The 14833-nt window shown below is 56.6% G+C and carries 15 protein-coding genes and 1 tRNA gene; 2 read left to right on the top strand and 14 right to left on the bottom strand.

The window, feature by feature from the left end:
• Positions 1-4 precede the first annotated feature (4 nt).
• The 9 genes from CXF87_RS16040 to trmJ form a co-directional block, all read right to left on the bottom strand.
• On the bottom strand, positions 5-1069 hold the full coding sequence (locus CXF87_RS16040; RefSeq protein WP_101147314.1) for a RodZ domain-containing protein: 1065 nt from the start codon (positions 1067-1069) through the stop codon (positions 5-7).
• 47 nt (positions 1070-1116) lie between these two features.
• Positions 1117-1851, bottom strand: coding sequence for a type IV pilus biogenesis/stability protein PilW (pilW, locus tag CXF87_RS16035; protein WP_101147313.1), 735 nt, complete (start codon positions 1849-1851; stop codon positions 1117-1119).
• Between the two features lie 107 nt (positions 1852-1958).
• Positions 1959-3158, bottom strand: a complete 1200-nt coding sequence (gene rlmN / locus CXF87_RS16030; RefSeq protein ID WP_101147312.1) for a 23S rRNA (adenine(2503)-C(2))-methyltransferase RlmN — start codon at positions 3156-3158, stop codon at positions 1959-1961.
• Between the two features lie 89 nt (positions 3159-3247).
• Entirely contained in the window at positions 3248-3673 is a 426-nt protein-coding gene (gene ndk, locus CXF87_RS16025) for a nucleoside-diphosphate kinase (RefSeq protein ID WP_008959763.1), read from the bottom strand.
• Between the two features lie 213 nt (positions 3674-3886).
• Positions 3887-4213 (bottom strand): HesB/IscA family protein, encoded by a 327-nt coding sequence (locus tag CXF87_RS16020; RefSeq protein ID WP_008959762.1) that lies wholly within the window; start codon positions 4211-4213, stop codon positions 3887-3889.
• Positions 4214-4243: 30 nt separating this feature from the next.
• Positions 4244-5410, bottom strand: coding sequence for an aminotransferase class V-fold PLP-dependent enzyme (locus CXF87_RS16015; protein WP_101147311.1), 1167 nt, complete (start codon positions 5408-5410; stop codon positions 4244-4246).
• A gap of 39 nt (positions 5411-5449) precedes the next feature.
• Complete coding sequence (gene iscR / locus CXF87_RS16010) at positions 5450-5917, bottom strand: Fe-S cluster assembly transcriptional regulator IscR (protein WP_035564577.1); 468 nt, start codon at positions 5915-5917, stop codon at positions 5450-5452.
• Between the two features lie 78 nt (positions 5918-5995).
• Entirely contained in the window at positions 5996-6883 is an 888-nt protein-coding gene (gene cysE, locus CXF87_RS16005) for a serine O-acetyltransferase (RefSeq protein WP_101147310.1), read from the bottom strand.
• A gap of 129 nt (positions 6884-7012) precedes the next feature.
• Positions 7013-7765: a tRNA (cytosine(32)/uridine(32)-2'-O)-methyltransferase TrmJ gene (gene trmJ, locus CXF87_RS16000; protein WP_101147309.1), complete on the bottom strand. Its 753-nt coding sequence runs from the start codon at positions 7763-7765 to the stop codon at positions 7013-7015.
• Between the two features lie 196 nt (positions 7766-7961).
• Here trmJ and CXF87_RS15995 point away from each other — a divergent pair, with 196 nt between their 5' ends.
• On the top strand, positions 7962-8756 hold the full coding sequence (locus CXF87_RS15995) for an inositol monophosphatase family protein (protein WP_035564573.1): 795 nt from the start codon (positions 7962-7964) through the stop codon (positions 8754-8756).
• A 113-nt stretch (positions 8757-8869) separates the two neighbouring features.
• On the opposite strand, the gene secF is transcribed toward CXF87_RS15995, so the two are convergent.
• The 5 genes from secF to queA all read right to left on the bottom strand — a co-directional run bounded on the left by secF (position 8870) and on the right by queA (position 14530).
• Complete coding sequence (secF, locus tag CXF87_RS15990) at positions 8870-9796, bottom strand: protein translocase subunit SecF (protein ID WP_101147308.1); 927 nt, start codon at positions 9794-9796, stop codon at positions 8870-8872.
• Between the two features lie 34 nt (positions 9797-9830).
• A complete protein-coding gene (gene secD, locus CXF87_RS15985; RefSeq protein WP_101147438.1) occupies positions 9831-11684 on the bottom strand; it encodes a protein translocase subunit SecD in 1854 nt (617 codons plus the stop codon).
• Between the two features lie 132 nt (positions 11685-11816).
• A complete protein-coding gene (yajC, locus tag CXF87_RS15980) occupies positions 11817-12143 on the bottom strand; it encodes a preprotein translocase subunit YajC (protein ID WP_071695382.1) in 327 nt (108 codons plus the stop codon).
• A gap of 143 nt (positions 12144-12286) precedes the next feature.
• Positions 12287-13405 carry a tRNA guanosine(34) transglycosylase Tgt gene (tgt, locus tag CXF87_RS15975; protein WP_101147437.1) on the bottom strand — a complete coding sequence of 373 codons (1119 nt, stop codon included), beginning with the start codon at positions 13403-13405 and terminating at the stop codon, positions 12287-12289.
• Positions 13406-13498: 93 nt separating this feature from the next.
• On the bottom strand, positions 13499-14530 hold the full coding sequence (gene queA / locus CXF87_RS15970) for a tRNA preQ1(34) S-adenosylmethionine ribosyltransferase-isomerase QueA (RefSeq protein ID WP_101147307.1): 1032 nt from the start codon (positions 14528-14530) through the stop codon (positions 13499-13501).
• 114 nt (positions 14531-14644) lie between these two features.
• Between queA and CXF87_RS15965 the strand changes: the two genes are divergently transcribed.
• Positions 14645-14731 (top strand) — tRNA-Leu (locus CXF87_RS15965).
• Positions 14732-14833: the final 102 nt, after the last annotated feature.

Genomic DNA, 14833 nt, shown 5'->3' with positions numbered 1-14833 from the left:
CGGGTCACTCTCCCAAGGTGAATCGGGCAACATTGTTGGCGCCTGCGCGGGCGGGAAGATCAACTACCTCGCCTTGGTAGCGCAGTTCAACGCCGGTGGCATTACCCACGGTTAAACGAAAAGGGGGCTCACCTTCGACACTTGTCGAGGTGCCGGGCGTTTGTAAGCCAACGAAAATGCGCTGGTTGGTGGCATCAAAAATTTCAGTCCACGACTGCTCGTTAAACGTCAGCTCAAGCACATTGGCATTGGTGGCTGGCTCTGCAGCGGCGGTTTGCTCGCTGTCAGCGTTACTCTCTTGTTCGGTAGCGAGCTGTTCACTGTCATTCTGCTCGGTACTGTTCGCTTCATCGCTTTCTGCGGCAGTGCTGGACGTGCCGCTGTCACTATCCAGGATTGATTCGTTAAGACCCGCAACGGCGTCAGCGTCATCCTGCGCGCTGGGGGCTTGATCCTGGGCAACTGACGACGAAGACGACACGTTAGTGGCATTGCTCGGTAGCGTTGCGTTCTCATCGCCACTGGTGAAGCTTGAGCCAGCCGTGGAGTTTTCTGCTTCAGCTGGCTCATTAGCTGGCTCCGCCGAGGCATTGGCGGTTTCTTCCGTGGAAGTTGAGCCAAAGCCCGGTGGCTCGTTGCCGCCTCGGCTTTGCCACCACATCACGGTCACGGCAATAAGGCCAGCGATTACTAGTAAAGTAACCAGCTTAAATAGCCAAGCGCCAATGCGGGAGGGCGGCCTGGCGGTGGAGACCGGCGTCACTTTGTGTTCGGTGTCGGTGCCGCCACTACGGGCTTGGTATGCCTCAAGCACCAGCCGGTCATCCATTCCCAGGTACTTGGCGTAAGAGCGCAGATAGCCGCGCCGATAAGCGGCGACGGGGATTTCCTGATAATCATCCTGCTCAAGCCCTTCCACCACGGCGGGGCGCAAATTCAGCGCCCGGGCCGCATCGGTGAGTGGAATGCCGAGCTGCTCGCGTTGGCGAGCAAGAAGTTCGCCAGGCGAGGCGCTACCACTAGTGTTAGGACTATCGATAATATTTTCTTGTGACTGTGTATCGCTCATGGCTGAGCATCCTTCATTAAATAAGCGGTGATCCGGGCGCCAATCAGTCAGTCGTTGCCTAGCAAGCGCTGGTATTCGGCGGCAACATCATGTTCGCCGCGTGCGTGGGCGATATCAACCGCCATTCTTAGCGCTGCTTGGTTGGGCTCGGCGAGCTGTAAATAGGTTTGCAGCGGCGCCCAGGCTTGAGTGTAATGGCCCTGCGAATATTCGAGTTCAGCTAACATTAAATAACCGCGTGAATTACGCGGATCAATACTCTGTGCGCGCTCCAACCGAGCGCGTGCTTTATCAAATTCTTCCAGTGCCAGATAACACTGCCCTAAATTGGTAAATAGCTGGGCACGGTTGGCGTACTGGGCATCCTCGGATGCGGTCTCTAACTGTTCACAGGCAGCGTTGAACTGACCCTGCCCGTATAAAAACGCCGCATAGTTGTTGCGGGCGCGTGTGTAATCCGGCTCAGCGTTAACCGCCTGTTGAAAATAGTCGTTGGCAAGCGCGCGCTCGCCCTGGCGTTGGTAAACCAGCGCTAGTGCTTGCAGTGCTTCTGCATGGCGTGGAGCAATCTCTAGTGCCCGGTCCAGTGCATTGAGTGCGCGAGGAAGGTTATTACGTTCCAGGTAAGCAACGCCTAACTGCGTGTAGGCGTCAGCCGCTTCTGGATTGGCTTGAGGTGTCTGAGTACTGGACGAAGCACAGCCGGCTAGCCACAAGCTGCCGATAAGAACGGCTAGCATGGGCACCCGTGATGGGTGTAGGCGCCTGCGGTGAGCGATCATGTAAATCCTCTTGTGGTGAACGTCCAACAACTAACCTGATGCTACATAAAAACCGTGACCATCAAAGCGCCGTGCTAGGCGGAAGTCAAGATAAGCCCTGTTTACGTTTAGTCAGCATCAAGCTGTACCGACTGAATATAGCGTTCGCTGCGCTTGGTACGGTCTTTCACGCGACCAACGAGTTGACCACAGGCGGCGTCGATATCTTCACCGCGGGTCGTTCTGACCGTAGCGTTGTAATTCAAGTCATACAACCACTGCTGAAAACGCATGACCTGGTTGCGCGATGGCTTTTCGTACCCTGAGTTGGGGAACGGATTAAACGGGATCAAGTTGATCTTGCACGGCAGCTCTTTAAGCAGTGCCGCGAGCTGCTCGGCGTGTTCCTGCTGATCATTGATGTCTTTGATCAGCGTATATTCGATCGTGACCTGACGATTGTCCGGGCACTTGGCAAGGTAGCGGTGGCACGCATCCAGCAGGGCACGAATATTGTACTTGCGGTTGATCGGTACCAGCTCGTTGCGCAGCTCGTCGGTCGAGGCGTGCAGCGAAATCGCCAGGCTGACATCCATCTCATCGCCGAGCTTATCGATCATCGGTACCACACCGGAAGTCGACAGCGTCACGCGGCGTTTGGACAAACCATAGCCGTTGTCGTCAAGCATCAGCTTCATGGCGGGTACGACGTTGTCGAAGTTGAGCAACGGTTCACCCATGCCCATCATTACGACGTTGGTGACAGGGCGGTTGGCCGTATCGCGACGCGGGCCAACGCTACGCTGGGCGACCCACACCTGGCCGATAATTTCAGCGGCGGTTAAATTGCGCTGAAACCCTTGCTTGCCGGTCGAGCAAAAACTGCAATCCAGCGAACAGCCCACCTGAGATGAAACGCACAGCGTACGGCGTTTACCATTTTCGGCCGGAATCAACACCGTTTCGACGTAACTGCCATCTTCTACTTCGAGCACCCACTTGCGCGTGCCATCGCTAGAGGTGCCTTCGTAGATCACCGCTGGGCCACGAATTTCAGCTACCCGCGCCAGTTTTTCACGCAGCGGCTTGGAGAGATTCGTCATGGCAGCAAAGTCATCACTGCCTTCCTGGTGAATCCACTTCATCAGCTGCGCAGCACGGAATTTCTTTTCGCCGATGGACAAAAAGAAGTCTTCCATCTGCTCGCGGGACATGCCAAGCAGGTTGTGACGTTCAGGCGTCGCTTTGGCAGCAGGCGTGCTGGCGGCGTCTGAGCTATCAGCGTCAGTACGGGGGGCGGGCGTATGTTGGGCTACAGTGGTGGTCATGGCGGTCAGCGTTTTAGAAAGGGGCGGGGGCGAGGCCCCCGCAAAATGGCCGGCAACGGAAGTAGATGCGGCGGCGCTACCTGAAAGGCTTAGCGCGGGCAGATTTCGTCGTTGCCAAAGAAGTAGCTAATTTCGCGCTCAGCGCTTTCCGGAGAATCAGAACCATGGACAGCGTTCGCATCGATTGTTTCCGCGAAATCAGCGCGAATAGTGCCAGGTGCGGCTTCTTTCGGGTTAGTTGCGCCCATCAGATCACGGTTTTTAGCGATGGCGCCTTCACCTTCAAGCACTTGTACAACGACCGGGCCAGAGGTCATGAAACCGACCAGGTCTTTAAAGAAAGGACGCTCTTTGTGCTCTGCGTAGAAACCGCCAGCCTTCTCTTCAGAGAGGTGAACCATCTTCGCGGCAACAACGTTCAGGCCGGCTTTTTCAAAGCGGGCGATGATTTCACCGATCGCATTTTTAGCAACGGCATCAGGCTTGATAATAGAAAGAGTGCGTTCAGTAGCCATGTAAATGGTCTCCATAAATGGGGGCTAAGCAAAATTGCCGCCCCAGTAAAGCCGGGGCGGCCTAGAAAATAATTCGGCTAATAGCGTTTCAGCAGCTAGCGTTTTACAAGCGCACGGGAGTACCCGGCTGCCTGATGTTAGGTATTCAGGGGCGCGATTATAACGCTTAAGCCGGGGGATGAATACCGGCGATGAGAGCTGTCCGCGCAAAGGCTAAACAGTAAAGCTTTCGCCGCAACCGCATTCGTCTTTGACGTTAGGGTTGTTGAAGCGGAAAAAGCGGTTTAAACCTTCGCTGACATAATCCACTTCGCTACCGTTGAGCATTTCGACCGCATCAGGCGCCACATAGACACTTGCGCCGTGCTCTTGAAAATGGACTTCTTCTTCGCTAACGGTGTCGGCGAAATCGAGTACGTAGCTGTAGCCGGAGCAACCGCTTGGCTTGACCGAAACGCGCAGGCCTAGGCCTTGTCCACGCTCATCAAGCACGTGACGAATCTGTTGTGCGGCAGCCGGGGTAATGTTGAGTGTTGCCATGAGGCGTTCTCCTTAAAAATAGTCAGCCGCTTAACCGGGCGGTGTACGTAAACCGCTCACTGCGTGGCGTATGAGCGTTAGCGCATGATCGATTTCTGCTTCGGTAGTAAAACGCCCGAAGCTAAAGCGCAGCGACGAGAGCGCCAGCGAGCGGGGCGTGCCGATGCCAAGCAGTACATAAGAAGGGTCAACGCTTGCCGAGTTGCACGCGGAGCCAGTAGAGACCGCTACATCGCGCAGCGCCATCAGTAATGACTCACCGTCGACGCCTTCAAACGCCAGATTGAGAATATTGGGAACCGCATTATCTAGCGGTGTGTTAGCAAAGACACCTTCTACGCCTTCAAGTCCGCGCAAAAAGCGCTGCTGTAAACGTGTAATGTGAGCGTTGTCGTCATCGTATTGCTGTTGCATCAGCGCGAAAGCTTCACCCATGCCTGCAATTTGGTGCGTCGGTAGCGTGCCGGAACGCATGCCACGTTCGTGACCGCCGCCATGAATTAACGCCTCTACGCGGATATCCGGGTGGCGCTTCACATATAGCGCGCCGACGCCTTTAGGGCCGTAGGTTTTATGGCCGGACAGCGACATCAGGTCGATCTGCTGGGCCGCTACGTCTAAGGGAATACGCCCCACCGCCTGGGCAGCATCGGTATGAAAGGCCGCCCCAAACTCATGAGCAACGGCCGCCAAAGCGGCAATATCGTTGATGCTGCCCAGCTCATTATTAATCGCCATGAGTGAGACCAGTGCAGTATCGTCGCGCATGGCTTCGCGCAGCTTTTCAGGCTGAATACAGCCGTCACGCCCAGGCGTGAGCCACGTTACCTCAAACCCCTCTTTCTCCAGCGCATGGGCCGTGTCTACGATGGCTTTATGCTCAATCGTCGAGGTCACCAAGTGTAGGCCACGCTCGCGGTTAGCGCGCATAAAGCCGATCAGCGCCAGGTTGTCCGCTTCGGTGGCACCGCTGGTCCAGACAATTTCTCGTGGGTCGGCGCCAATCGCGTCGGCCACTTGGCGGCGGGCCTGCTCAACCACCTGTTCTGCCTGCCAACCTAACATATGGCTGCGCGAAGCCGGGTTGGCGAATAGCTGGTCAACCGTTAGGTAGCGCTGCATAACCTCAACCACGCGGGCATCCGCCGGCGCAGTGGCGGCGTAATCTAGGTAAATGGGCAGCGTGGGTGTGGTCATCGTTATGTTCCAGCAGTTTGTCGGTCAGGGAGCGTTGGGTCAGGGTGAGGAGGCAAGAATACCCGCCTCGGCACGCTGTTTCTGTCGCGATGCAATACGTATGACATCAGGGCGCAGCATCAGTTGTGCCAGCGTCATCTCGTCAAAGAAATGGCGTATCTGAACGGAAAGCTCGCACCACAAGTGGTGTGTCAGGCAGGTGTCGCCCTGCTGGCAATCGGAAAGCCCCTGGCAGCGCGTGGCATCAACGCTTTCATTCACCGCATCAATCACCTTGGAAACGCTAATTTCTTCCGCCGGTTGCGACAGCAGGTAGCCGCCGCCTGGCCCGCGCACGCTGTTGACCAAGCCTGCACGGCGCAGGCGAGCAAAAAGCTGCTCTAAATAGGAGAGCGATATCTCTTGGCGCTGGGAGATATCGCTTAGGCTGGTCGGGCCGTTGTGGGCATGCAAGGCTAAATCGAGCATGGCGGTAACGGCGTAACGGCCTTTGGTGGTCAAGCGCATGGCAAGCCCCTCGACGCTGAACGCTCAGCGCACTGACGGCAAATGTGTTGCCATTATGGGAAAACCTGAGTGCTTTGGTCAACCATTACGCGGCGGCAGTGTTTCTTGCTCGGTCTCTTGCCCAGCCTCTTGCTTAGCTGATGCCGGTGTGGCCGAACGTTTGCCAACGCCTGGGCAGCCGGTATCGTGCTCATCCAGAATGCCGGCAAAATCTTCTTCGCGTAGCGCCGGTAGCTGGCCGTCACGGTAGTTGTCATCAAGCTTGCGCAGGGTCGAACACATGCGCTCAATTCGTTCATCCACGGCGTGCATATGGTCGAGCATGGCCTGCATCGAGCGGGCTACGGGGTCGGGCATATCCTGGCTGACACCATAAGCATCAAAGCCAAATTTCTGGCAGATAGCCTCGCGACGGGCGGGGTCGACATCCAGCGCCTCTTCCACATCAGGGTCGGTGCGCTTGACGATTTTGCCGGGAATACCGACCACTGTGGCGCCCGGCGGTACTTCTTTCGTGACCACCGCGTTAGAGCCAATTTTGGCTCCCGCACCCACGGTAAAGGGGCCTAGTATCTTGGCGCCCGCGCCGACAATCACCCCATCGCCCAACGTTGGGTGGCGCTTGCCTTTGTTCCAGCTGGTGCCGCCCAGCGTAACTCCCTGGTACAGCGTGACGTTATCGCCGACCTGAGCCGTTTCACCAATCACCACGCCCATGCCGTGGTCGATGAAAAAGCGCCGTCCGATGGTGGCGCCCGGGTGGATCTCGATACCGGTTAGCCAGCGTGAAAACGTCGATAGCGTCCGCGCTAGCCATTTGAGGTTTTTTTTCCACAGCCAGTGGCCGCAGCGATGCAGCAGTAGAGCGTGCAGGCCGGGGTAGTTGGTCAGCACCTCAAGAAAGTTACGTGCGGCTGGGTCGCGGTCAAATACGCTGTTGATGTCTTCACGTAGACGTTGAAACATGAGGTGATCCTTGGGCGGTAGAGGTGCAGTCACTCAACTGAAAGTGCATCGCATGAAGATAACTAAACAGACCTTCAACGTGGGGGCGTTAGGTAACGTCTTCAAGTCAGCATCTTCAAGCCTAATAAATTATGACTTGGTTTGCTTGGTGTTGGCGGCCTTCTCGGTGGCCGACAGTATGCCACGCAATATATTCATTTCCATACGCTCCGGGCGGGCGCGCAGATAGAGTCGGCGCAGTCTCGCCATCAGTTGCCGCGGCTGGTCAGGGTCGTGAAAATCAATGCCGATCAGCGTGCGCTCCAGGTGCTCGAAGTAACGCTCAAGCTCCGCGTGGGTAGCCAGTTCAGCGTCATCGCTCGGCGTCGCTGAAGGCGCATCTGCCTGGCTTAGCCAAGCCATCCGACACTCATAGGCTAGCACCTGCACTGCTGCGGCCAAATTGAGCGAGCTGAAATCGGCATTAGTCGGAATATGCACGTGGGCATGGCAGCGCTGTAGCTCAGCATTGGTCAGGCCGCTGTCCTCGCGGCCAAACACTAGCGCCACGCGTGACTCAGCCGCTTGGCACTCGGCGGGCAGCCGGTCGGCTAATTCCCTGGGCGAGAGCATTGGCCAGGGCAGAGTGCGTGAGCGCGCACTGGCACCCACGGCCAGGGTGCAATCAGCCACTGCGTCTTCAAGAGTACCGTGCACACTGGCTTGATGAAGGAGGTGGTCAGCGCCGGACGCGCGGGAAATACTGTCCTGGGTAATGACTTCGCAGCGGGGGGCAACAAGGGCTAAATCTGCCAAGCCCATATTGTGCATGGCGCGTGCCACGCCGCCGATGTTACCTGGATGGCTAGTGCCGATTAAAATAATGCGGATGCGCTCAAGCATGAATAAGGCTCGGTGAATAAAGAGGGCGGTGAATAAAGAGGGTGATGATTATCGCGTAAAACGCGCAGTCTAGCATGAGTCGATGGCATGCCCGAGAGTGGTCTGCTAGAATTGCGCGCCAAAGGCGGCACCTGCGCCTACTTATGCTCTATTATTAGCATCACGTTCTTTAACATCACTGTCACAAGGCCCAACCATGAATCCGATGGTCCAATTTACGCTGCGCGCTGCGCGTGGCGCTGTTGAACACTTCCTGCGCGTACGCGAACGTATTGAAAACGCTCACGATGAATTTAACCTTGACCGCCTGCTCGATGAGACAGCGCGCAAGGCCGAAGCGACGATTGTTCAGCAGTTGGAACGCGGTTATCCCCAGCACGGTGTTACCGGTCGCTTTACGCCGCACCGCGCGGGTGAAGGCGAAGGCGCGGATACCGTCTGGAAAATTGAACCGATGCACGGTTACTCCAATTTAGCCGTTGCTGGTAAGGGCTTTGCACTCTCAGTGGTGTGTCTTATCAAAGGTCGTCCCGAGCACGCAGTGATTATCTGCCCGTTCGCCGACGACGAATATATCGCCAGCCGCGGTCGCGGTGCCCAGCACAATGACAAGCGCATGCGTGTGAGCAAACCTACCGCCATTAGCGGTACGCGCATGGCCATGAGCCTGCCGGAAGTTTGGCTGCGCCCCCGCAATTTGCCTGCCTATCTAACCGTTTCACAGCAGCTTGCCCCACAGGTAGAAAACCTGCTGGCAACAGGCTGTGGACTGCTGGATTTGTGTGAGTTGGCCACTGGGCGAGTAGACAGCGCTTTTGTGCTCGGCTTGGAAGAGCAGGACATGCTGGTAGGCACGCTGTTCCTGAAAGAGTCGGGCGCCTTGATGGGAACGCCAGACGGCCAGCCCACGGTGAAAGTGGAAGGACAGCTAATGGCCGCCGGACCGCGTCTTTACAAGGCACTGATCAAGCAGCTAACGCCGCACTTTTAAGCAGCAATGCTGAGCTTTTAAAGATAAAAGCTGTAAAGATGAAAAAAGCCCCTGCTGGGTTACCAGCAGGGGCTTTTTTGTCGGCTAAAGAAGCCATCTAAATGGAGGAGCCGTTAAGGCAACTCCTCCTCTTCTTCATCAAGCTCTTTCTTGGTGGGAATCAAATCTTCCCGCGACAGCTTCAGCGGTAGCAGCAGCGCCGCGGCAATATAGATAGAAGAGAACGTACCCACCACGATGCCGACCAGCAGCGCAATGGCAAAGTTTTCAATCATATCGCCGCCCAACAGCAGTAGCGCGAGCAGCACTAGTACGGTCGTGCCCGAGGTTGCCAATGTACGCGAGAGCGTAGCGTTGATCGCTTCGTTGAAGATCTGTGGCATGTCGTCGATACGCGAGGTGCGGATGGCTTCGCGAACGCGATCGTAAACCACGATGGTATCGTTCAAGGAGTAGCCGATCACCGCCAGGATGGCCGCCAGTACCGTGAGGTCGAAATCGAGCTGAAATAGCGCGAAAACGCCGACCACGATCACGACGTCATGCAGCAACGCCAGCAGTGCGCCAATCGCAAACTTGTACTGAAAGCGGAACGCTACATAAACCATGACCACGCCGAGGGCGACCAGCAGGCCAAGGCCGCTCTGGTCGCGAAGCTGGTCACCTACCTGGGAGCCCACAAACTCAGAGCGTACCAGGTTGACCGTGTCGCCATCGGCACGTAGTAGGTTAACGACTTCGCCACCCACATCGGCATCAAACGCCTGCTGGAGGCGAATCAGTACCTCGGTGGATGCGCCGAAGGTTTGCACCGAAACATCTTGGAAGCCGCTCTCTTCGAGAAGCACGCGAATAGCATCGAGTGAGGGCGCCGCGCCATAGCGCACCTCAATCAGCGTGCCGCCAGTAAAATCCAGCCCCAGGTTGAGCTGCTGGATCAGGATGGCGCCAATCGACACGATCAAAAGCAGTGCGGAGACGATATACGCGATTTTGCGCCGTCCCATAAAGTCGATTCGCAGGTGTGATAGGGGTTTCATTACCACCTCTTAAGTTCTGGGCTAAGCACGCGGATTAGATCCACAGCTTTTTGACGGGTTTGCTGCCATAGGCCAGATTGACCATGGCGCGAGTCACCATCAGAGCGGTGAACAGCGACGTCAAAATACCGATAGAGAGCGTGACGGCAAACCCTTTCACTGGGCCGGAGCCAATCGAGAACAGGATAACGGCCACCAGCAGCGTGGTGATATTGGCGTCGACGATGGAGGTAAAGGCGCGCTCATAACCGGCTTGAATCGCCTGTTGCACCGACATGCCATTGCGCAGCTCTTCGCGTATTCGCTCAAAGATCAGCACGTTGGCATCGACCGCCATGCCCAGCGTCAACACGATACCGGCAATACCCGGCAGCGTCAGCGTGGCGCCCAGCATCGACATTACCGCGACCAGCAGCGTTAAGTTCAGCGCCAGGGCGATGTTGGCAAACACCCCAAACACCTTGTAACGCACCAGCATGAACAGCACGACCAGCAGCAGACCGATCTGGACCGAGAGCAAACCGCGCTCAATGTTTTCAGCGCCCAAGCTTGGCCCAATCGTGCGCTCTTGCACGAAGTAGATGGGGGCAGCGAGTGAGCCTGAACGCAGCAGCAGCGCCAGTTCAGCGGCTTCTGTCGGCGAGTCCAGGCCGGTGATCCGGAAGCTGTTACCCAAAGCGCTTTGAATCGTTGCCAAGCTAATCAGGCCGCGCTCAACATAGGGCTCGCGCTCAATGGTTTCTTCACCCGTTTCCGGGTCGGTCACCACGGTGTCTTCACTCTTATGCTCGATGAACAGCACCGCCATATTGCGGCCAATGTTGGTGCGCGTGGCGCGGTTCATCAGCGTGCCGCCGGTGCCGTCCAGATCAATATTGACCTGCGGGCGACCGTTTTCATCGAAGCTGTTGCTGGCGCTGGAAACACTGTCACCGGTAATGATCACATCGCGCATTAACTCAGCAGTGCGCGCAGGCTCGTTACGAAACGTCAGGGTTTCCGTTTCGTTTTCCGGCGTGTCGGGGCGGGCTTCCAGGCGGAATTCCAGGTTGGCGGTGGCACCCACGATCCGCTTGGCGGCCACGGTGTCTTGAATACCGGGCAGTTCCACTACGATCTGGTTGGGGCCTTGGCGCTGCACCATAGGCTCCGCGACGCCTAGTTCGTTGACCCGGTTGCGCAGGGTGGTCAAGTTCTGGTTGATCGCGTAATCCTGAATTTCGTTGACCGATTGATCGCTAAGCGTCATTACCAGCGTTGAAGCGCGGCCATCGCCTTCACTGCTGTATTCAAACTCAGGAAAGTCACGGCTGATCAGGCTGCGCGCCGTGTCGCGGTCTTCGGCGCTAGCAAAGTCGATCGACAGCGAGCGCTCTTCGATATCGGTATTACGATAGCGAATCCGCTCTTCGCGTAGTAGTTCACGCATGGCGCTGGCGTTGACTTCCAGGCGCTGAGTCAGAGCGGCATCCATATCCACTTCCAGCAGGAAGTGTACGCCACCGCGCAAATCAAGGCCTAGCGTCATGGGGGAAGCAGAAAAGGCCTGTAGCCACTCCGGCGTTGCTTCAGCAAGGTTTAGCGCTACCGTTGCCTCATCGCCCAATAGGTCGGCGGCAATGTCGCGTGCCGGAAGTTGATCATCGTCTTGGCGCAAACGAATGAGCCACTGACCGTCCTCTTCTTCGAGTGCTTTGATCGCAATACCGTTTTCGCTGAGCGCGGTTTCAACACGGTCTATCTGTTGCTCATTCAGCGAATCGCCTTGGGCGCTGCTAATTTGGATGGCGGGATCTTCGGGGAATAGATTGGGAAGCGAATAGATAAGGCCAACCACCAGGACGACCAGTATCAGTAGATACTTCCACAGGGGGTAACGGTTGAGCATGCAAGCCCTGCCTTCAATTACAAACGGAATGCTGTGCACGGACTCGCCGTGCACAGCAAAGTTCACCATCATTTATACCATGTCACCCCTGCCGGGGTGGCTGGCACTGGCTCGGCAGGGGTACTACAAGGTTTAGATGGACTTGATGGTGCCTTTAGGCAGTACGGCGGCAACGGCGTTCTTCTGCACGTTAACTTCGGTGCCTTCAGAGATCTCGATGGTCAGGAATTCGTCGCTCACTTTAGTGATACGACCCACCAAACCGCCGCCAATGACGATCTCATCGCCTTTGTCCAGGTTGCTGACCAGTTGCTTGTGCTGCTTAGCACGCTTGGCTTGCGGGCGCCACAACAGGAAGTAGAAAATCAGCACGAAGCCGACCAGCATGACAATTTGCGCAATACCACCGCCAGCGGCGGCTTCTTGGGCATGGGCTGGTGAGATGAAGAAATCCAGCATTGTAGAGAGCTCCTGAGTTAGAAAAAGCTTAGGTTTTTAGATGCCTGGTTTTGAAAGGCTTAGTTTTTAAAAGCTTGGTTTTTAAATATGACCAAACAGTTTAAACCACCCGCCATGGCGCGTGGCGATTAATTCGCTAGGTTTTAGGTAGCAAGGGGAGGCACCGGCAGGCCGCGCCGTGCATAGAAGCCTTCCACAAAGGTCGTCAATGTACCCGCTTCAATTGCCGCGCGCAAATCAGCCATCACACGCTGGTAGTAACGTAAGTTGTGGATGGTGTTGAGCATTGAGCCGAGCATTTCATTGCAGCGGTCTAAGTGGTGCAGGTAACCCCGCGAGAAACGCTTACAGGTATGACAATCGCACTCTTCATCGAGTGGACGGGTGTCAAAACGGTGCTTGGCGTTACGAATTTTGACCGTGCCTTCCGAGGTGAACAGGTGGCCGTTACGCGCGTTGCGGGTGGGCATTACGCAATCGAACATATCCACGCCGCGACGAACGCCTTCCACCAGGTCTTCGGGTTTTCCGACGCCCATTAAGTAGCGCGGCATCTCATCCGGCATCCAGGTGGGCAGGTAGTCGAGCACCTTGATCATCTCTTCTTTCGGTTCGCCGACAGAAAGCCCGCCAATCGCCAAACCATCAAAGCCGATCTCCAGCAGCCCTTTGAGCGAGCGTTCGCGCAGCTCAGGGTGCATGCCGCCCTGAATAATACCGAACAGCGCGGAAGGGGAGTCGCCGTGGGCATCCCGCGAGCGTTTGGCCCAGCGCAGCGACAGCTCCATGGATTTCTCGGCTTCCTCAAAGGTGGCCGGGTAGGGCGTGCACTCATCAAAGATCATGACCACATCGGAGCCCAGCGAACGTTGAACCGCCATGGACTCTTCCGGGCCCATAAAGACTTTGCTGCCATCCACCGGCGAGCGGAAGTGCACGCCCTGCTCGGTGATCTTGCGCGTCTCTCCCAGAGAAAATACCTGGAAGCCGCCGGAGTCGGTCAGAATCGGTTTATCCCACTGGGCGAAGTCGTGCAGGTCGCCGTGGGCTTCAATTACCTCGGTGCCGGGGCGCAGCCAGAGGTGAAAGGTGTTGCCCAGGATGATTTCGGCGCCGATCTCTTTGACAGAGTCCGGCGTCATGCCTTTTACCGTGCCGTACGTGCCCACTGGCATAAAGGCTGGGGTTTCGACCGTGCCACGGGGAAAGTGGAGGCGGCCACGGCGGGCGCGGCCATCGTCGGCCAAGCGCTCAAAGCGCATAAAGCATTCGTTTCGCATAAAGGTAACTCGTTAATCTCGTTCGTTTGGCGCGACTGGAGCAGGGCAAGCGGGGCAACAATCAGCAGTCAGTAACTAGCGGGTCAGCAGCATGGCGTCGCCATAGCTAAAAAACGTATAGCGCTCGGCCACTGCCCGTTGGTAGGCGTGCATGGTGGTGTCGTAGCCCACAAAGGAGGACACCAGCATCAACAGGGTCGATTCAGGCAGATGGAAGTTGGTAATTAAAGCATCCACGCAGCGCCACTGGTAACCGGGATAGATAAAAATATCGGTATCGCCACTATAAGGCGTGATCTGCCCGTCGCTACTTTTCATGCAGGCGCTTTCCAGGCAGCGCACGCTGGTGGTGCCCACCGCGACCACCCGCTTACCCGCCGCCAGGGTCTCGCGCACTTGCTGGCAGGTGGCTTCCGTGACCTCAATCCACTCGCTGTGCATATGGTGTTCAAGGATGTTGTCGACGCGCACCGGCTGAAAGGTGCCCGCGCCTACGTGCAGGGTGACAAATGCACGGTTAATGCCTTTATCAGCCAGCGCATCCAGCAGCGGTTGATCAAAATGCAGCCCAGCGGTCGGCGCCGCCACGGCGCCGTCACGCCGGGCGTAAACCGTCTGGTAGCGCTCACGGTCGCTAAGTTCGTCTTCCCGGGTGATATACGGCGGCAGCGGCATATGGCCGTGTTTTTCGAGCAGCGCGATCATCGGTGTATCGCCTAAAAAGCGCAGCTCGAACAGCGCGTCACGGCGGCCTTCTACAATGGCGTGAATATCACCCTCGAAAATCAGCTCCGTGCCGGGCTTAGGCGATTTACTCGAGCGTATATGTGCCAGGCCACGGTAAGCATCCAGCGGGCGTTCCAGCAGCATCTCCACCTTGCCGCCACTGGCCTTATGGCCGTGCAGGCGCGCCGGGATCACGCGGGTGTCGTTGAACACCAGTAGGTCGCCAGGCTCTAAAAGCTCAAGCAAATCAGGAAAGCGGCGGTGCTCAAGCGCGCCGCTCTGGCCATCCACACACAGCAAACGGCAGTCGCTACGCTGTTCAGAAGGGTAGCGAGCAATTAATTCGTCGGGTAGCTCGTAATGAAAATCCGCGCGCTGCATGGTGTATAACTCTTAGCGTTGATCAAACAGGCGGCATAGGATAGCGCTTTGGCTGCATAAAGTCAGTCAATGTGATTGACCCACCTAGAAATTTACGTATACTACGCACGCATTGCCGGTATGGCGGAATTGGTAGACGCAGCGGATTCAAAATCCGCCGCCTTTACGGGTGTGCCAGTTCGAGTCTGGCTACCGGCACCAAACATTAAAAATCAGGCGCTTAGGCGCCTTTTTTGTGCCTGCGATTTGTGTTTTTCCCTTTCTAAATCCCTGGATGTGTCCACAAAGTGTCAACCGAACATT

It is taken from the genome of Halomonas sp. MES3-P3E, assembly GCF_002836035.1.
GTDB lineage: Bacteria > Pseudomonadota > Gammaproteobacteria > Pseudomonadales > Halomonadaceae > Vreelandella > Vreelandella arctica.
The sequence above is the reverse complement of the archived record's forward strand: the minus strand, read 5'-3'. Positions and strand labels throughout refer to the sequence as shown.